Origin of the sequence: Streptomyces sp. NPDC046915, assembly GCF_040644935.1 — a bacterium.
Classification (GTDB): Bacteria; Actinomycetota; Actinomycetes; order Streptomycetales; family Streptomycetaceae; genus Streptomyces.
This window is the reverse complement of the sequence record NZ_JBEYXB010000034.1, coordinates 16,208-32,821: the sequence shown is the minus strand read 5'-3', so window position 1 is coordinate 32,821 and position 16,614 is coordinate 16,208. Positions and strand designations below refer to the sequence as shown.

At 71.4% G+C, this 16,614-nt stretch carries 18 protein-coding genes; 10 read left to right on the top strand and 8 right to left on the bottom strand.

Annotated elements, in window-relative coordinates; genetic code table 11:
- Positions 1-258: 258 nt before the first annotated feature.
- The 5 genes from sigE (at position 259) to ABZ915_RS45120 (ending at position 5,346) form a co-directional block, all read left to right on the top strand.
- Positions 259-963 (top strand): RNA polymerase sigma factor SigE, encoded by a 705-nt coding sequence (gene sigE / locus ABZ915_RS45140; protein WP_361816252.1) that lies wholly within the window; start codon positions 259-261, stop codon positions 961-963.
- Positions 960-1,931 (top strand): zf-HC2 domain-containing protein, encoded by a 972-nt coding sequence (locus ABZ915_RS45135; RefSeq protein WP_361816137.1) that lies wholly within the window; start codon positions 960-962, stop codon positions 1,929-1,931. Before sigE ends, ABZ915_RS45135 begins: the two co-directional genes overlap by 4 nt.
- Positions 1,932-2,065: 134 nt before the next feature.
- Positions 2,066-3,781 (top strand): trypsin-like peptidase domain-containing protein, encoded by a 1,716-nt coding sequence (locus tag ABZ915_RS45130; protein ID WP_361816134.1) that lies wholly within the window; start codon positions 2,066-2,068, stop codon positions 3,779-3,781.
- Between the two features lie 203 nt (positions 3,782-3,984).
- Positions 3,985-4,458: a sec-independent translocase gene (locus ABZ915_RS45125; RefSeq protein ID WP_361816131.1), complete on the top strand. Its 474-nt coding sequence runs from the start codon at positions 3,985-3,987 to the stop codon at positions 4,456-4,458.
- Between the two features lie 216 nt (positions 4,459-4,674).
- Positions 4,675-5,346, top strand: coding sequence for a hypothetical protein (locus ABZ915_RS45120; protein WP_361816128.1), 672 nt, complete (start codon positions 4,675-4,677; stop codon positions 5,344-5,346).
- Between the two features lie 95 nt (positions 5,347-5,441).
- On the opposite strand, the gene ABZ915_RS45115 is transcribed toward ABZ915_RS45120, so the two are convergent.
- From ABZ915_RS45115 to ABZ915_RS45105, 3 genes are read right to left on the bottom strand one after another with little or no spacing between them, the layout of a single operon-like run.
- A complete protein-coding gene (locus tag ABZ915_RS45115) occupies positions 5,442-6,575 on the bottom strand; it encodes an Mrp/NBP35 family ATP-binding protein (protein ID WP_361816125.1) in 1,134 nt (377 codons plus the stop codon).
- A gap of 43 nt (positions 6,576-6,618) precedes the next feature.
- A complete protein-coding gene (locus ABZ915_RS45110) occupies positions 6,619-7,224 on the bottom strand; it encodes a DUF1003 domain-containing protein (RefSeq protein WP_361816122.1) in 606 nt (201 codons plus the stop codon).
- The gene (locus ABZ915_RS45105; RefSeq protein WP_361816119.1) at positions 7,214-8,497 is read right to left on the bottom strand and encodes a CBS domain-containing protein; all 1,284 of its coding nucleotides are present in this window, start codon (positions 8,495-8,497) and stop codon (positions 7,214-7,216) included. Before ABZ915_RS45105 ends, ABZ915_RS45110 begins: the two co-directional genes overlap by 11 nt.
- 376 nt (positions 8,498-8,873) lie before the next feature.
- Between ABZ915_RS45105 and ABZ915_RS45100 the strand changes: the two genes are divergently transcribed.
- Positions 8,874-9,620 (top strand): hypothetical protein, encoded by a 747-nt coding sequence (locus ABZ915_RS45100; RefSeq protein WP_361816116.1) that lies wholly within the window; start codon positions 8,874-8,876, stop codon positions 9,618-9,620.
- A gap of 159 nt (positions 9,621-9,779) precedes the next feature.
- Here ABZ915_RS45100 and ABZ915_RS45095 read toward each other — a convergent pair whose 3' ends face one another.
- The 3 genes from ABZ915_RS45095 to ABZ915_RS45085 all read right to left on the bottom strand — a co-directional run bounded on the left by ABZ915_RS45095 (position 9,780) and on the right by ABZ915_RS45085 (position 11,737).
- A complete protein-coding gene (locus tag ABZ915_RS45095) occupies positions 9,780-10,307 on the bottom strand; it encodes a hypothetical protein (protein WP_361816113.1) in 528 nt (175 codons plus the stop codon).
- Positions 10,308-10,331: 24 nt separating this feature from the next.
- Positions 10,332-11,450 carry a magnesium and cobalt transport protein CorA gene (locus tag ABZ915_RS45090; RefSeq protein WP_361816110.1) on the bottom strand — a complete coding sequence of 373 codons (1,119 nt, stop codon included), beginning with the start codon at positions 11,448-11,450 and terminating at the stop codon, positions 10,332-10,334.
- A 161-nt stretch (positions 11,451-11,611) separates the two neighbouring features.
- The gene (locus ABZ915_RS45085; protein WP_361816107.1) at positions 11,612-11,737 is read right to left on the bottom strand and encodes a hypothetical protein; all 126 of its coding nucleotides are present in this window, start codon (positions 11,735-11,737) and stop codon (positions 11,612-11,614) included.
- A gap of 184 nt (positions 11,738-11,921) precedes the next feature.
- On the opposite strand from ABZ915_RS45085, the gene ABZ915_RS45080 reads away from it, so the two are divergent.
- On the top strand, positions 11,922-12,506 hold the full coding sequence (locus ABZ915_RS45080) for a suppressor of fused domain protein (protein ID WP_361816104.1): 585 nt from the start codon (positions 11,922-11,924) through the stop codon (positions 12,504-12,506).
- A gap of 30 nt (positions 12,507-12,536) precedes the next feature.
- On the opposite strand, the gene ABZ915_RS45075 is transcribed toward ABZ915_RS45080, so the two are convergent.
- Positions 12,537-13,814, bottom strand: coding sequence for an MFS transporter (locus tag ABZ915_RS45075; protein WP_361816101.1), 1,278 nt, complete (start codon positions 13,812-13,814; stop codon positions 12,537-12,539).
- Between the two features lie 158 nt (positions 13,815-13,972).
- Here ABZ915_RS45075 and ABZ915_RS45070 point away from each other — a divergent pair, with 158 nt between their 5' ends.
- The 3 genes from ABZ915_RS45070 to ABZ915_RS45060 all read left to right on the top strand — a co-directional run bounded on the left by ABZ915_RS45070 (position 13,973) and on the right by ABZ915_RS45060 (position 16,266).
- Complete coding sequence (locus ABZ915_RS45070) at positions 13,973-14,614, top strand: DUF6758 family protein (protein WP_361457792.1); 642 nt, start codon at positions 13,973-13,975, stop codon at positions 14,612-14,614.
- Positions 14,615-14,723: 109 nt separating this feature from the next.
- Positions 14,724-15,581: a PHP domain-containing protein gene (locus tag ABZ915_RS45065; RefSeq protein ID WP_361816098.1), complete on the top strand. Its 858-nt coding sequence runs from the start codon at positions 14,724-14,726 to the stop codon at positions 15,579-15,581.
- Positions 15,582-15,660: 79 nt separating this feature from the next.
- Positions 15,661-16,266: a MarC family protein gene (locus ABZ915_RS45060; protein ID WP_361457798.1), complete on the top strand. Its 606-nt coding sequence runs from the start codon at positions 15,661-15,663 to the stop codon at positions 16,264-16,266.
- Between the two features lie 101 nt (positions 16,267-16,367).
- Here ABZ915_RS45060 and ABZ915_RS45055 read toward each other — a convergent pair whose 3' ends face one another.
- A complete protein-coding gene (locus tag ABZ915_RS45055) occupies positions 16,368-16,520 on the bottom strand; it encodes a hypothetical protein (protein ID WP_361816095.1) in 153 nt (50 codons plus the stop codon).
- Positions 16,521-16,614 lie beyond the last annotated feature (94 nt).

Sequence of the window (16,614 nt, the reverse complement as noted above, 5' to 3'; positions counted from 1 at the left end):
CCGTTGCCCCGGGAACCCGCAGATGGGACCGGGCGTTTAACAGGTTGAGCGAGTGGCGGGGGACCCGACGGGGGGTAAGAGGTGGATCGGAGCGACGAGCAAGTGCTGACGCAGCCGTATGAGCCGTATCAGCACAGATCAAATTCTCGTAAAACCGCTTATCCGGAGCTAACGGACGAGGTGGCTATGGTAGGGACTCCACTGGACACCACCAGAGCCGACAGGGGAGGTGCGGCCGCGCCTGTGGATCGGGGCGGAGTGCTACGGCGCTTCCTCGGATCGGCGGGCAGGCCGAAATCCGTGAACGACACCGCTGCCGACCACGGCCACACGGCCGACGTCGCCCAGACCGCGACCTTCTCCACCGACGCGGACGGGCAGGCGTGGACTCCGCCCACCTGGGAGGAGATCGTCAGCACGCACAGCGGCCGGGTCTACCGGCTGGCGTACCGTCTCACGGGCAACCAGCACGACGCCGAGGACCTCACCCAGGAGGTCTTCGTCCGCGTCTTCCGTTCCCTGTCGACGTACTCGCCGGGCACCTTCGAGGGCTGGCTGCACCGCATCACCACCAACCTCTTCCTGGACATGGTCCGGCGCAAGCAGCGCATCCGCTTCGACGCCCTCGGCGAGGACGCGGCCGAGCGGCTGCCCAGCAAGGAGCCGACCCCGCAGCAGGCCTTCAACGACGCGCACTTCGACGCGGACGTTCAGCAGGCCCTGGACACCCTCGCGCCGGAGTTCCGTGCCGCGGTCGTCCTGTGCGACATCGAAGGACTGTCGTACGAGGAGATCGCCGCGACCCTCGGCGTGAAGCTCGGCACGGTCCGCTCCCGCATCCACCGCGGCCGCTCCCAGCTCCGCAAGGCCCTCGCGCACCGCTCGCCCCAGGCCCGAGCGGCCGAGCGGCGCTCCTTCGTGGCCCGCGTCCCCGTCCTGGGGGGAGGGAGCGCGACCGCGTGAGTGGATCACGGCCGAAACCTGCCGAGGGACAACTGGCAGAGCAGCACCTGGGAGACCGACTCTCCGCCCTGGTCGACGGAGAGCTCGGTCATGAGTCGCGTGATCGTGTCCTGGCCCACCTGGCCACCTGCACCCGGTGCAAGGCGGAGGCGGACGCCCAGCGCCGACTGAAGAACGTGTTCGCGGAGGCGGCCCCTCCACCGCCCTCCGAGAGCTTCCTGGCGCGCCTCCAGGGGCTGCCCGGGGGAGGTGACCCGGACGGCGGTGGTACGCCGCTGGGCGGGGGCGGATTCCCCGGAGGGTCCTCCGGCGCCGGAGTCTTCGGCGTGAGCCGGGGCGAATCGTTCGAGTTCGGTTACGTCCCCGCCCACCCGCACACCTCCGACCCCGCCGACCGCGGTTTCCGCATCCACCCCGTCGGCCGCCCGGACACCGACCGCTCCGCCTCGCGCGGGCGTCGGTTCGCGTTCGTCGCCGCCGGGGCGGTGTCGCTGGCCGCGGTCGCGCTCGGCGGGGTGACCGCCGGCTTCCCCGCAGACCCGACCGCGGACGCCCGCGGCGGATCCGGCACCGGCGGCAGTGTGGCCCCGGCCCGCACGGCGGGCACGGGAGCGACATCGGTACCCGAGAACCAGCGCCGCCGGAACGCGCCGCTGCTGGCGCAGAGCACACGGCTGGCGACGCCGACGGCGCCGACTTCGGTGTCCGCGCCGCTGCTGCCCGGGCAACCGTCGCCCACCGCCGGCCGGCACCAGGAGGTCACGCTCACCACGCCGGTGGTGGTCGGCGCGGCCGTCATGTCCCCGTTGATACGTCCGCTCGCTCCGGCCCCGCCCTTCGCTCTCACCTCGTGGTCCTCGGCCCCCGAGGTCGCCGGCCCCGGCCTCGTCGCCGTGCCGGTCCCGGGTACGACGTCCACGCCCTCCCCGTTCCCCTCTTCACGCCCCGCTTCGCGCTTCGCTCCCTGACCGGCCTCTGCGCCCCGGCCCGCACACCTGGTTGAATCCTGTGTGGGCCGTGCCCGCGGTGGAGGCCGGGGCGCGGTACCGACGATCCGCGGCCACCATCGACGAGCCGGGCCGCGGCGAGCCGTGGGGAGAACATGAACGAGGGCAACGGGGTCCGGCCGGGGGACACCGAGGAGGGCGAGCCCACGCCGGGCGGAGGGCCGGCCGACGGCGACTTCGAACTGGCACGGCCCGCGACGGCCTCCGGTGGTCCGGCCGGGGAGGACTTCGAAGCGGTCGGCCCGTCGACTCCGGGTGCCGGTGAGCCGGAGGGCGGTGAGCCGGAGACGGTGACCGGGGCCGAGGCGCCCGTGGCGGCTGCCCAGGTCCCCCCGCCGGCCGATCGCCCCAAGCCCCTGCACGACCCGGACCCGTACAGCACCCCGCCGTACGGCCGGCCGGGCCCCTGGGCGCCCGCCCCGCCGGTCCAGCACCCGGCGACCACACCGGCCCACGGCACGGCGTTCCCGGCGCCCGCGGAGCAGCCGCTACCCGCACCCCCGGCGAGCGCCCGGCTCCAGCCCCCGGACACCGAGCCCGCCGCACCGGTTCCCGCCGACGACCCGGCCACCCCACCGCCCGCCGACCCGTGGCACCGCTACGACCCCTGGGCAGCCCAGGCGCCGGCCCCGTCCTCGGCACCGGCCCACGCCCCGCTCCAGCAGACCGGTGCGGCCGTGCCCACGGTGCGGCAGCGGCGCAGGCGGGCCAGGCGGATCCTCGTGGTCGGGGCGCTGGCGCTCGCGGTGGTCTCCGGGGGCGTCGGCGGTGCCGTGGGCGCGTATCTGGAGCGCGAGGGCGGGACGGGGACCGTACGGCTGCCGCAGGCCGGGAAGGAGCCCGCCGGGCGCCCCGCGGACAGTGTGGCGGGGATCGCCGCCCGCGCGCTGCCCAGTGTCGTCACGCTGCATGTGAAGGGCAGCGACGAGCAGGACACCGGCACCGGCTTCGTCCTCGACGCGCGGGGCCACATCCTCACCAACAACCACGTCGTCGAGCCCGCCGCGGCCGACGGCGCCATCACGGTGACCTTCAGCGGCGGCGACACCGCCAAGGCGCGGATCATCGGCCGGGACACCGGCTACGACCTGGCGGTCGTCCAGGTCAGCGGCGTACGCGGGCTCACGCCCCTGCCCCTCGGCAACTCCGACAACGTCCGGGTGGGCGACCCCGTCGTCGCCATCGGCGCCCCCTTCGACCTCGCGGGCACCGTCACCTCCGGCATCATCAGCGCCACCGAACGGCCCATCACGGCGGGCGGCGAGCAGGGAGACGGCAGCGACGTGTCGTACGTCGACGCGCTCCAGACCGACGCCCCGATCAACCCCGGCAACTCCGGCGGGCCCCTGCTCGACTCCCGGGCCCGGGTCGTCGGCATCAACTCGGCCATCCGCTCCGCCGACAGCGGCGCGGACTCCGGCGACGGCCAGGCCGGCTCCATAGGCCTCGGCTTCGCCATCCCCGTCAACCAGGCCCGACGCGTCGCCGAGGAGCTGATCAACACGGGGAAGGCGACCCACCCGGTGATCGGCGTCACCCTCGACATGGACTACGCCGGCGACGGTGCCCGCATCGGCACCAAGGGCGGGAACGGCGGCCCCGCGGTCACCGTGGGCGGCCCCGGTGACCGGGCCGGCCTCGACGCGGGCGACGTCATCACCGCGGTCGACGGCAAGGCCGTCCACTCCGGCGACGAGCTGATCGTCAGGACCCGCGCGCACCGTCCCGGCGACCATCTGCGTCTCACCGTCCGGCGCGACAGCCGTACGCGGGAGGTCTCCCTCGTACTGGGGTCGTCCGACAGCAACTGACAGAAACCTCATAGCAAGGGCCCGACCCGTGGCCCGACTAGGCAAACAACCCGGAAAACCGGCCGTCCGCACCCGGTCGGACGCCCTGGGACAGTACCGGTCGGACTGGTCCGCCGGGTACCGTGGATCCGGCCCGGACCACGGAAGACCCGCACGGCAGACCGCTGAGGGCCGAGGACCGAGGACATCGCGAGGAGCTTCAGGTGTTCAATGACATAGGACCACTCGAGCTGGTGACGATCGTTGTGCTCGCCGTGCTCGTCTTCGGTCCGGACAAGCTCCCGAAAGTCATCCAGGACGTCATGCGCACGGTCCGGAAGATCCGTGAGTTCTCCGAGAGTGCCAAGGAGGACATCCGGCACGAACTGGGCCCCGAGTTCAAGGACTTCGAGTTCGAGGACCTCAACCCCAAGACGTTCGTCCGCAAGCACCTGGACAGCGACGAACTGGGGCTCAAGGAGATCCGTAACGGCTTCGACCTGAAGAAGGAGATGGTCGAGGTCACCGACGCGGTCAACAGCCGCGAGACCGAGGCCTCGTCGTCCTCGTCCTCCTCCTCGTCCTCGTCCTCGTCGGCATCGTCCTCCTCCTCGTCCGGTGGCCGTCTCGACATGACGAAGAAGCCGGAGGACCCCGCCAAGGACGACCGCCCGCCGTTCGACGCGGACGCCACCTGAGTCTCGTACGCCTGCGCGGTTCGTGACGCGTCTCACTACTCCGCGCGTGCCCGCGCACGGCGTGAACCCCCCGCCTGGCGCCCTACGCGCCGGGCGGCTCCCCATCCGCGCTCAGCGGTGTGGATATGCTGCCGAGTTGTTGTGCGGACCGGGCGAGTACGTCCGAAGGGGGGCGGGCCGCCCCGGTCCGACGAGAGCTAGGAGGCGTCCGGGCACATGGAGACGACAAGTCGGTCAGTCGCGCAGGCGCCGGCCGCGGAGGGCGGACAACGTTTCGCCTCCGCCCGGCGCACGGTCGACGGTTACCTGTTGGCGCCCTTCCCCTGGTACGGCCTCGACGAGGCGTTCACGGGGCCGCGCCGGCTGATGCAGGTCGGTATGGCGGCCGACGGCGCCGTCGAGCACGGGTCGATCGGGCACGGCGACGAACCCTCGGTACGCAACGAGCACGTCGCCGCGGCCGGGGACGAGTCGAGGGAGAAGTTCGCGGTCGTGGTCACCGTCGCCGCGAATCCGTCCCGGAGGAGCGCCGACGGTACGGGGCTGCTGGAGGCCACCTCGGTCTCCTCGGCGGCCTGGCTGGCCGGAGTGGGCCTGCTGTCCGTCACCTGGCCCGGCCAGATGGACCACAGCCTGCGCGACGACTGGCTGGAGCAGCAGACGGAGACGGCGTGGGCCCTGGCCGACGACCTCTCCGGCCCCGAGTGGTCCACCCTGTCCCTGCCCGTGGACGGCGTGCCCACGCCCTTCCACTACCGGGAGTCGGAGTTCGGCTGGGTACTCGCCGGCTCCACCGAGGCGGGGGTCCACCTGGGCGCGTACGGCAGGGGCATGAGCGCGTACGGCCTGGGCTTCGCCGTGGTCAAGGACATCGCGGCGTACGCCTGAGCACGCCGTTCCCCGGCAAGGCATACGACGAGGGGCCGCCGTCCCTGGAAGACGGCGGCCCCTCGTCGTATGAGCCCTGGATCGTCGTACGAGCCCTAGAACTTGTTCTTCGGCGTGATCCCCAGGGACAGCCCCGAGAGTCCCCGCTGCCTGCCCCCCAGCTTCCCCGCGATCGACCGCAGTGCGGAGCCCGCCGGGGAGTCCGGGTCGGTGAGGACGACCGGCTTGCCCTCGTCGCCGCCCTCGCGGAGGCGGACGTCGATGGGGATGCTGCCGAGGACCGGGACGGTCGCACCCGTGGTGCGGGTGAGGCCGTCGGCGACCCGCTGGCCGCCGCCCGTGCCGAAGACGTCGACCATCTCGCCGCAGTGCGGGCAGGGCAGCCCGGACATGTTCTCGACGACGCCGACGATCTTCTGGTGGGTCTGCACGGCGATGGAGCCCGCGCGCTCGGCGACCTCGGCCGCCGCCTGCTGCGGGGTCGTGACGACGAGGATCTCGGCGTTGGGAACCAGCTGGGCCACCGAGATGGCGATGTCGCCGGTGCCGGGCGGCAGGTCCAGCAGCAGGACGTCGAGGTCGCCCCAGTAGACGTCCGCGAGGAACTGCTGGAGGGCGCGGTGGAGCATCGGGCCGCGCCAGACGACCGGCGCGTTGCCCGGGGTGAACATGCCGATGGAGATGACCTTCACGCCGTTCGCGGACGGCGGCATGATCATGTTCTCGACCTGGGTGGGGCGGCCGTCGGCACCCAGCATGCGCGGCACCGAGTGGCCGTAGATGTCGGCGTCGACCACGCCGACCTTGAGGCCGTCGGCCGCCATCGCCGCCGCGAGGTTCACCGTCACCGAGGACTTGCCCACGCCGCCCTTGCCGGAGGCGACCGCGTAGACACGGGTCAGGCTGCCGGGCTTGGCGAAGGGGACCTCGCGCTCGGTCTGGCCGCCGCGCAGGGAGGCAGCCAGCTCGCGCCGCTGCTCGTCGCTCATCACGTCGAGCGTGACGTCGACGCGGGTGACGCCCTCGACCCGCGAGACCGCCTCGGTGACGCGCTGCGTGATCGTCTCGCGCATCGGGCAGCCGGAGACCGTCAGGTACACCGTGACCGCGACCGCCCCGTCCGCGCCGAGCTCCACCGATTTGACCATCCCCAGCTCGGTGATGGGTCGGTTGATCTCGGGGTCGTTCACCGTCGCCAGTGCCTCGCGCACCGCGTCTTCCGTAGCCATAAGGACGATGGTACGGCGCCCGGAGGGGCCTGCGGGTAGCCCCTCAGCGGTCGTCTGCGTCACGTCCGGGCGACCGTTCCGACCGCTCTGCCGGGAATACGACATGCCCGTCGTGGCGGCGCCGGTCCTCGATCTCCTTCACCAGGTCCTGGAGCTCGGAGCGCATCCAGTCCCGGGTCGCCACCTCGCCCAGGCCCGTCCGCAGCGCGGCGATCTCACGCGTCAGGTACTCGGTGTCCGCGATCGACCGCTCGTTCTGCTTGCGGTCCTGTTCGAGATTGACCCGGTCGCGGTCGTCCTGCCGGTTCTGCGCGAGCAGGATCAGCGGGGCGGCGTAGGAGGCCTGGAGCGACAGCATCAGGGTCAGGAAGATGAACGGGTACTGGTCGAACCGCAGGGCCCCCGGCGCGGCGATGTTCCACACCACCCACAGGATGATGACGACCGTCATCCAGACGATGAAGCGTCCCGTGCCCAGGAAGCGGGCGATCCTCTCCGACAGCCGTCCGAAGGCCTCCGGATCCCATTCGGGCAGGATCCGGCGCCGGGGCGGGCGCGGCTGGTCGAGGCGGGGGGCACGCGGCCGGGTGGCGGCGGTGGCCCCCGCCGGGGTGCGCTCACGGACGCCGGTCTCCCGCTCAGGAACCATGCGCTTCCACCTCCTCGTCCAGGTGGAACTCCGTCTCCCGCCAGTCGTCCGGCAGCATGTGGTCCAGCACGTCGTCCACGGTGACCGCCCCCAGCAGCGCCCCGGCCTCGTCGACGACGGGCGCCGCGACCATGTCGTACGTGGCGAAGAACCCGGCGACGACGGGCAGCGCGGCGTCCGGGCCGAGCGTCTGGAGGTCGTCGTCGACGAGCGAGCTGACCAGGGTGTACGGGGGGTCGCGCAGCAGACGCTGGAAGTGGACCGTGCCGAGGTACTTGCCGGTCGGGGTCTCGTCGGGCGGCCGGCAGACGTAGACCTGGGCGGCCAGGGCGGGGGACAGGTCGCGGTTGCGGACCCGGGCGAGCGCGTCGGCGACCGTGGCGTCCGGCCGCAGCACGATCGGCTCGGTGGTCATCAGACCGCCCGCGGTGTGCTCCTCGTACGACATCAGGCGCCGCATGTCGGCCGCGTCGCCGGGCTGCATCAGGCTCAGCAGCCGCTCCTTGTCCTCCTCGGGCAGTTCGGCGAGCAGGTCGGCCGCGTCGTCGGGGTCCATGGCCTCCAGGACGTCCGCCGCGCGCTCCTCCTTCAGCTTGCCGAGGATCTCGATCTGGTCGTCCTCCGGCAGCTCCTCCAGGACGTCGGCGAGCCGGTCGTCGTCCAGGGCGGCGGCGACCTCGGCGCGCCGCTTGGCGGAGAGGTGGTGCAGCACGTTGGCCAGGTCGGCGGGGCGCAGCTGCTCGAAGGTGGCGAGCAGGCTCTCGGCGCCCTGCCCCTGCTCCTCCAGGGAGAACCCGGTGACGGCGGACCACTCCACGGTCAGCGTCTCGCCCTTCGCCCGCCGGAAGGCGCCGCCCTTTCTGCCCTTGCGCACGAAGACCCGGTCGACCTCCCAGTCGCGGCGGGCCGGCAGCTGCTGCACCGACAGGTCCAGGACGGTCACCTCCTCGTCGGTCTCGACGAGCTTGACGCGCCGGTCGAGCAGTTCCCCGAAGACGAGGCGCTCGGTGGGCCGCTGTTCGAAGCGGCGGACGTTGAGCACGCCGGTGGAGATGATCTGTCCGGACTCGATGCTCGTCACCCGGGTCATGGGCAGGAAGATGCGGCGCCGGGTGGTCAGTTCGACGACCAGCCCGAGCAGCCTCGGGGGGCGTCGCCCGACGCGGAGCATGACGACCAGTTCGCGGACGCGGCCCACCTGGTCGCCGGTCGGATCGAAGACGGGGACACCGGCGAGGTGCGAGACGAAGATGCGGGGGACGCCGGCTGCCATGGCTGTGCTTCCTTTTCGTACGGCGTGCTCCGGGCTGTGGCGCTGGATGCGCTCTTGAGGGGTCCTCGCACTATGCCCGCCCGGGTCGCGCGGCCTGGCACCGCACCTCGCCGCGTTGCCGAAAAGCCCAGGTAGCTCCGCTACCAGGACTCTCCGGCGCCTTGCGATGCACGACACCAGACCACGCGACCTGCTCGGGCGCTCATAGTGCAAGGACCCCGTGTTCCGAATTGCCCGCTCGGTGGGGTTCAGGCTAGCCCGTCCCGATGACGGGCGCGCTGGTGAGCGGTCCGGACGGACTGGCTCCGCTCGTGGTCCGCCGCCCCGGTACGCTGCCGTACGCCGCTCAGGATCCGTCAGAAAGGCAGCCCCACCTGTGACTGCGATTCCCCAGGGCCGTACTCGCCGGGCCGCGCTGCTGAGCGCGACGTGCGCATTGGTCGTGACAGGGGCGGCACTCACGGGATGCAGCAGCGAGGATCCGGACGCCGGCACGAACGGGGTCGGCAAACTGGCACCGGACAAGATCCAGTCGCAGACGCGCACGGCGGCCCGGTCCGCGAGGGCGGTGCGGCTGTCGGGGACCGTGGCCACCAGCGGGCGCACGTACACGCTGGACATGCGCCTGAAGGAGGACGGCGGCACGGGCTCGGTCACCTCGAAGGGGGCGACCTTCCGGCTGCTGCGGGTCGGCGAGCAGCTGTATCTGAAGGCCGGCGCGGACTTCTGGAACCACGCCGACGGCAGCGACGGGAACGCGGCGGCCGCGGGCAAGCTCGACGGCAAGTACGTCAAGGTGCCTACGGGCGACCCCGCGTACAAGAAGTTCAGCGGCTTCACGGACATGGACCTCCTCCTCGACGGTCTGCTGACCCTGCACGGCGAGCTGGCCAGGGACGGCCATTACGAGCAGTCCGGCGTCCGCACCATCCGCATCACCGGCGACAAGGGCTCCGGCGGCACGCTGGACGTCTCCCTGGAGGGCAAGCCGTATCCGCTCCGCCTGGTCCGCGCCGGCGACGCGGGGACGCTCCGCTTCTCGGACTGGGGCAAGGACTTCTCCGTCTCCGAACCGGCAAAGGGAGACACGGTGGACTACGGCAAGCAGCTGCCGACGTCATAGGGGAGTCGCGGGACCGCCGGGCGGGCGGCGTGGCCGGCCTGTTCGGCCAGTGGGGCCGGCGGTCGCACGAACTGGTCGGTCCGGTCGGCCCCCGGTCGAAAGAATCCGCCGCGCCGGCGCTCGGCCACGACGGCGGTCGTCGGCGGTGCCGAACCGCGTTCAGCCCCGCTGCTTCCCCTTGCGCCCCTTCGCGAGCAACCGCGGCAGCCCCGCCGGGATCGGCCGGCGCGTCGTCGCCGGGGACGGCACCGGCGGCTCGGCCAGGCTGCCCTCGGGCAACGGCCGCGACGGCCCCGTCGGCACCAGCCGGAGCACCCGGCACTCGCTGAGCCAGCGCCGCGTCATCGCCTCCCCGTCGGGCGCGTTCAGCCGCTTGCCCTTCAGCTCGGCGACCGCCGCCTCCCACGCCTCGGAGCCGGGCGCGAGCTCGGACACGGTGGCCGCCCAGGTGACCAGCCGACCGCCCTTGTCCTTGCTGCGCACGGTGACCTCGGCCGAGCCGCCGTCGGCCAGCCCGGGCAGCGGCTGCTCCCCGGGCCCGTCGCCGACCAGGCACACCGCGCCCTCGTGCCACACGTGCCACAGCGCACGCGCGGCGGGGACGCCGGCGCCCTTGACCCAGACGAGGCCGGACTTCTTGGTGGCCTCCTCGACGAGGGCCTGGTCGAGCAGCTCGGGAGTTGTCATGGCGCCCAGCCTATCCAGGCGTCCCTACAGCCAGCCGTTGCGCTTCAGCGTGCGGTGGATGCCCACGCAGATCACCATGGTGATGCCCATGATCACCGGGTAGCCGTACTTCCAGTGGGTCTCCGGCATGAACTTGAAGTTCATGCCGTACACCCCGCACACCATCGTCGGCACCGCGATGATCGCGGCCCAGGCGGTGATCTTGCGCATGTCCTCGTTCTGCGCGACGGACGCCTGCGCGAGGTTGGCCTGGAGGATGGAGTTCAGCAGTTCGTCGAAGCCCAGCACCTGCTCCTGGACCCGGGCGAGGTGGTCGGCGACGTCCCGGAAGTACTTCTGGATGTCGGGGTCGATCAGCCGCATCGGCCGCTCGCTCAGCAGCTGGAGGGGCCGCAGCAGGGGCGACACCGCGCGCTTGAACTCCAGTACCTCGCGCTTGAGTTGGTAGATCCGCGCCGAGTCCACACCACGGGACACCCCGCCCTTGCGGCCGGGCGAGAAGACCTCGGTCTCCACCTCGTCGATGTCGTCCTGCACGGCGTCGGCCACCGCGATGTACCCGTCGACGACGTGGTCGGCGATGGCGTGCAGCACCGCCGAGGGGCCCTTGGCGAGCAGCTCGGGGTCGTCCTGGAGCCGGTGCCTGAGCGCCCGCAGCGAGCCCTGCCCGCCGTGCCGGACGGTGATGAAGAAGTCCCGGCCGGTGAAGCACATGACCTCACCGGTCTCCACGACCTCGCTGTCGCCGGTGAGCCGGTCGTGCTCGACGTAGTGGATGGTCTTGAAGACGGTGAAGAGCGAGTCGTCGTACCGCTCCAGCTTCGGCCGCTGGTGGGCCTGCACGGCGTCCTCGACGGCCAGCGGGTGCAGCCCGAACTCACCGGCGATACCGGCGAATTCGGCCTCGGTCGGCTCGTGCAGGCCGATCCACACGAAGCCCCCGTCGCGCCGCACCTGGCGCATCGCCTCCTGCGGGGTCAGCGACTTGCCGAAGTCCACGCGGGCGCCGTCGCGGTAGACGGCGCAGTCGACGACGGCCGACGGGGTGGCGGGGTCACGGGTGGTGTCGTAGGCGCCGGTGTCCTTGCGCAGCGAGACACGGGAGGGGCGGACGACGGCGCGCAGATCGCGAATCATCGACATGGGCAGGCTCCTTCGCGGGCGAGCAACGAAAGACCGCCGGGGGCGGGTGGAACTACCCGGAATGAGGACGTTTTCACTGCGGATGTTTGGCACGTCCACAAAGCGGGGAGCACCGCACCGTCACGGTGGCGGTTTCGCTACTGATTCAGAACTGATGCAGATCAGGCGAAAATCAGGCAAAGCGAAACGAAGTGCTCTTCCGAACGACGACCGAACGACGACGCGAACGTGAAGGCGGCAGCCAGCCAGGAGACAATCAGCAGCCGGAAGAGCGAGTGGTACTGCACGGTCGACTTCGATCCATGACAGCCCCACCTCCTCCGGCCGGTCCCTCGTAAGGGAGTCTCGTCGGCGTCGGGACTCGATAGCGACGCTTCTGCGTGCTGCCCCGAACCACCGGCTCAGAATACCAGCCGCCCGAAGTGTCAAGGCGCCGCTTTGCCCGCTACTGACGAGTTCTATGCTCACCGCATGGTTGATGTTCTGCCTCTCGTCGAGGCCCGGTTGAGTACCGCGCTGGGAGAACCGGGCGCGCGCGCCGCGGTCACCTTCCTCGGCACGGACCGCATCGAGGTGCTCCGCTTCCAGGAGGGGGACGTCGTCCGCTACGCCACGCTCGGCATGTCCGCGCACCCCATGGCGGACCCCACGGCGATGCTCGCCGACCCCGTCGAGGGCCCCCGCGCCGAACTGTTCCTGTCCGTCCGCGCCGGCCTGGCGGAAACCGACAAGGTGCTGCGCCCGCTGGCCGTGCTCGCCGCGTCCCCGCAGGTGGAGGGCGTGGTGGTGGCCCCAGGTGCCTCCCTGGACGTGGGTGAACCGCTGTGGCCCGGCGCTCCCTTCACCTCGGTGCTGGTCGGTGAGCCGGGTGGCCTGGTCGAGGATCTGGAGCTCGACGAGCCGATGGACCCCGTACGGTTCCTGCCGCTGCTGCCGATGACCCCGAACGAGGCCGCCTGGAAGCGGGTGCACGGTGCGCAGGCCCTCCAGGAGCGCTGGCTGACGAACGGGACGGACCTGAGGGATCCCTCTCGCAGGTCCGTCCCGCTGGAGTGAGCAAGCTCACCAAGCGCCGCTCGGGCGGGGTCAGTTGGCGAAGACGGTGACTCCGTCCTCGACGGCGTGGGGGGTCTGAAGTTCCTCCGCCTCGTGGGTGAGGGCGTTGCGCCGTACGAGGACCACCAGCGCGCCCAGCACCGCGGTGACCGCCGCGACCACGAACGGGACGTGGATGTCGGTCCACTCCTCGATCTTCGGCGCGAAGTAGGGCGCCGCCGCGGCGGCGAACCACCGCACGAAGTTGTAGCCCGCGCTCGCCACCGGCCGCGGCGCGTCCGACACGCCCAGGGCCAGCTCGGTGTAGACCGTGTTGTTCACGCCGATGAAGGCGCCGGACAGGATCGTGCAGACGACCGCCGTGGTGTGGTCGCCGTAGCCGAGGACGAGCACGTCGGCCGCGAGCAGCAGCAGAGAGCCGCCGAGCACCTTCAGCGAGCCGAACCGCGCCTGCATGCGCGGCGCCACGATCACCGAGAAGACGGCGAGGAGCAGGCCCCAGGCGAAGAACACGGCACCCGAGCGGTACGGGGTCATGTCCAGCACGAACGGGGTGAAGGCCAGCACGGTGAAGAACGTGTAGTTGTAGAAGAACGCCGAGGCCGCCGCCGAGGCCAGGCCGCCGTGGCCCAGTGCCTTGACGGGGTCCAGGACCGAGGTCTTGCGGGCGGGCTTCGGCTGCTCCTTCAGGAACGCCGTGATGCACAGGAAGCCGATCGCCATCAGCGTGGCCGTGCCGAAGAACGGGTAGCGCCAGCTGATGTTGCCGAGCACCGCGCCCAGCAGCGGCCCGCAGGCCATGCCGAGGCCGAGGGCGGACTCGTAGAGCAGGATCGCCGCGGCGCTTCCTCCCGCCCGTCGCCCGCCACCACCCTTGTTCGACGCGCTACGCGCGGCCCCTATTGGATTCGCCGCGCCGACGATGACCGCGAGGGCCGTCGACACGAACAGGGCGTTGCCCAGCCCCCAGCCGGCCCGGAAGCCGACCAGTTCGGCGACCGAGCCCGAGGTGCCGGCGAGCCCGGCGAAGACCACCACGAAGGCGAGGCCGAGCAGCAGGGTCCTGCGGCCGCCGATCCGGCTGGAGACGAAGCCGGTGAGCAGCATCGCGACGGCGGTGATCAGGAAGTACGAGGTGAAGAGCAGCGAGACCTGGCTGGGGGTGGCGTCGAGGCCGCGGGCGATGGACGGCAGGATCGGGTCGACCAGGCCGATGCCCATGAAGGCGACGACGGACGCGCCGGCCGTCGCCCAGACCGCCTTGGGCTGCCGCAGGAGGCCGCCGGCTCCCGCATCGAAGGTGTCCATGCCCTCTCTCCCGTCCACTGAGGTAGTTGGTATATACACACGATACGTTAGAGTGGCTAACTAATGCAAGATGCACCTAGTTCTTCCCGGTCAAGTGTCGCCTCCGGACGGGTGATCGTCCTTGACGTGGCGCGGCGGGGGTAGGACCGTGGAGCCCTATGAGGGGCGAACCCAGTTGCCCGAAGTGTGGTGGCCGGGTCAGGGCTCCCGGTCTCTTCGCCGACTCCTGGCAGTGCGATGTGCACGGGGCGGTGCATCCGCTTCAGCCCGTGATCCCGCCCAGCGTCGAGGCGCTCAGCGTGGTCGTGCACCGCACCCAGGTGCCGGTGTGGATGCCGTGGCCGCTGCCGGTCGGCTGGCTGTTCACCGGCGTGCGGTACGCGGGTGACGACCGCAGCGGCGGCCGGGCCACCGCCGTGGCCTGCTCCGGCCCCGGCCCGCTCGGCGGCGTGGGGGAGCTGATCCTGGTCGCCGAGGAACTCGGCGTCGGCCTCGGCGCGCGCTACGCGGGCATCGACGCCCCGGACCCGGGGCCGTACATGAACGTCGAGAAACCACCCCAGGCCAAGGTCCTCGCCGCCGGCCGTCCCACCCCGCTCTGGCATGTCTACCGCACCCCCGACGACCGTGCCGTCTTCGCGGGCGAGGCGCTCGGACTGTGGGTGTGGGCGGTGGTGTGGCCGGAGACGACCGGGCTGCTGATGTACGACGAGCTGGTGCTCACGGACCTGCGGGACGCCGGGGCGGAGCTGGACCTGGTGCCGTGCGGCGCGCTGTCCCCGCGGCTGTTGGAACCCTGAGAGCCGGCTGTAGGGGGTGCAGCGGGGCTGCGGGTGTGACAAGGCATCCGCTTGGTCCCGCTATTCTTAGGTGTCCCCTTCCGTACCGTCCCCGCCTGGAGTCCGCGTCGTGCGCATCGATCTGCACTGCCACTCCACGGCCTCCGACGGCACGGACACCCCGGCCGAACTGGTGAAGAACGCCGCCGCGGCCGGTCTGGACGTCGTCGCGCTGACCGACCACGACACCACCCGCGGGTACGCCGAGGCGATCGGCGCGCTGCCCGAGGGCCTCACCCTGGTCACCGGCGCGGAGCTGTCCTGTCGTGTCGACGGCGTCTCCATGCACATGCTGGCCTACCTCTTCGACCCCGAGGAGCCCGCCCTGCTCGCCGAGCGCGAGCTGGTCCGGGACGACCGGGTGCCCCGGGCCAAGGGCATGATCGCCAAGCTGAACGAGCTGGGCGTGCCGGTCACCTGGGAGCAGGTGAAGCGCATCGCCGGGGACGGCTCGGTCGGGCGCCCGCACGTGGCTTCCGCGCTCGTCGAGCTGGGTGTCGTGCCCACGGTGAGCGACGCGTTCACCGAGCAGTGGCTCGCCGACGGCGGCCGGGCCTTCATGGAGAAGCACGAGACCGACCCCTTCGAGGCGATCCGGCTGGTCAAGGGCGCGGGCGGAGTCTGCGTCTTCGCGCACCCGGCCGCCGCCAAGCGGGGCCGCACGGTGCCCGAGGCCCGCATCGCCGAGCTGGCCGCGGCCGGCCTGGACGGCATCGAGGTCGACCACATGGACCACGACGCCGACGCCAGGGCGCGGCTGCGCGGGCTGGCCCGGGAGCTGGGGCTGCTGGCCACGGGGTCCTCGGACTACCACGGCAGCCGGAAGACCGTGGCGCTGGGCGAGTACACGACGGATCCCGAGGTGTACGGGGAGATCACGCGGCGGGCCACCGGGGCGTTCCCGGTGCCGGGGACCGGCGGAGCCTGAGTTTCCGGTCCTCCCGTCCCGCACGCCCATCTTCGTACCGCTTCTTCGTACCTCTTCCAGCAAGGCCTGTTGCTCACCCATGTTCGACGTCGCTGTCTTCGGCTCCCTGTTCCTCACCCTTTTTGTCATCATGGATCCCCCGGGGATCACCCCGATCTTCCTGGCCCTGACCGCCGGACGCCCCGCCAAGGTGCAGAAGCGGATGGCTTTCCAGGCGGTCTGCGTGGCCGGCGGGGTCATCGCCGTGTTCGGTGTCCTCGGCCACCAGATCCTCGACTACCTGCACGTCTCCGTCCCCGCGCTGATGATCGCGGGCGGGCTGCTGCTCCTGCTGATCGCGCTCGACCTGCTCACCGGCAAGACCGACGAGCCCAAGCAGACCAAGGACGTCAACGTCGCCCTCGTACCGCTCGGCATGCCGCTGCTGGCGGGCCCGGGGGCCATCGTGTCGGTGATCCTGGCCGTGCAGAAGGCCGGCAGCGTCGCCACACAGGTGTCGGTGTGGACCGCGATCCTCGCCATCCACGTCGTGCTGTGGCTCGTGATGCGCTACTCGCTGCTGATCATCCGGGTCATCAAGGACGGTGGCGTCGTCCTGGTGACGCGGCTCGCGGGCATGATGCTGTCCGCGATCGCCGTGCAGCAGATCATCAACGGCGTCACGCAGGTGATCAAGGGCGCCTGACCGCCGGGTGCGCCCGCCGCGCGCGCCCGCCAAGCGCAGAGCCCCCGTACGGCACCGATGCCGTACGGGGGCTCTGAAGCTTCCGCGGTACTACGCGTCTGTTATGAGACCGGGGTCTCGGCCGGTCGGATCCACAGTCGCTGCCCTATGGCGGCGGCCTGCTGCACGATCCGGTTGACGGAGGCGGCGTCCACGACGGTGCTGTCCACGGTGCTGCCGTCGACCTCGTCGAGTCGCATGATCTCGAAGCGCATGGCTTCTCCCTTCGTCTGGTCATCCTCCTGCGGAGAACTACTGGTGTCGTCGTGACATACGTATTCAACGGGCTGCGTGTTACAAACATTCCCT

Bases quoted from the DNA above. Each gene is read 5' to 3' on its own strand.
- ABZ915_RS45130 (WP_361816134.1), top strand. From the start codon at position 2,066: ATGAACGAGGGCAACGGGGTCCGGCCGGGGGACACCGAGGAGGGCGAG.
- ABZ915_RS45120 (WP_361816128.1), top strand. From the start codon at position 4,675: ATGGAGACGACAAGTCGGTCAGTCGCGCAGGCGCCGGCCGCGGAGGGC.
- ABZ915_RS45115 (WP_361816125.1), bottom strand. From the start codon at position 6,575: ATGGCTACGGAAGACGCGGTGCGCGAGGCACTGGCGACGGTGAACGAC.
- ABZ915_RS45110 (WP_361816122.1), bottom strand. From the start codon at position 7,224: ATGGTTCCTGAGCGGGAGACCGGCGTCCGTGAGCGCACCCCGGCGGGG.
- ABZ915_RS45105 (WP_361816119.1), bottom strand. From the start codon at position 8,497: ATGGCAGCCGGCGTCCCCCGCATCTTCGTCTCGCACCTCGCCGGTGTC.
- ABZ915_RS45095 (WP_361816113.1), bottom strand. From the start codon at position 10,307: ATGACAACTCCCGAGCTGCTCGACCAGGCCCTCGTCGAGGAGGCCACC.
- ABZ915_RS45090 (WP_361816110.1), bottom strand. From the start codon at position 11,450: ATGTCGATGATTCGCGATCTGCGCGCCGTCGTCCGCCCCTCCCGTGTC.
- ABZ915_RS45080 (WP_361816104.1), top strand. From the start codon at position 11,922: ATGGTTGATGTTCTGCCTCTCGTCGAGGCCCGGTTGAGTACCGCGCTG.
- ABZ915_RS45075 (WP_361816101.1), bottom strand. From the start codon at position 13,814: ATGGACACCTTCGATGCGGGAGCCGGCGGCCTCCTGCGGCAGCCCAAG.
- ABZ915_RS45070 (WP_361457792.1), top strand. From the start codon at position 13,973: ATGAGGGGCGAACCCAGTTGCCCGAAGTGTGGTGGCCGGGTCAGGGCT.
- ABZ915_RS45060 (WP_361457798.1), top strand. From the start codon at position 15,661: ATGTTCGACGTCGCTGTCTTCGGCTCCCTGTTCCTCACCCTTTTTGTC.
- ABZ915_RS45055 (WP_361816095.1), bottom strand. From the start codon at position 16,520: ATGCGCTTCGAGATCATGCGACTCGACGAGGTCGACGGCAGCACCGTG.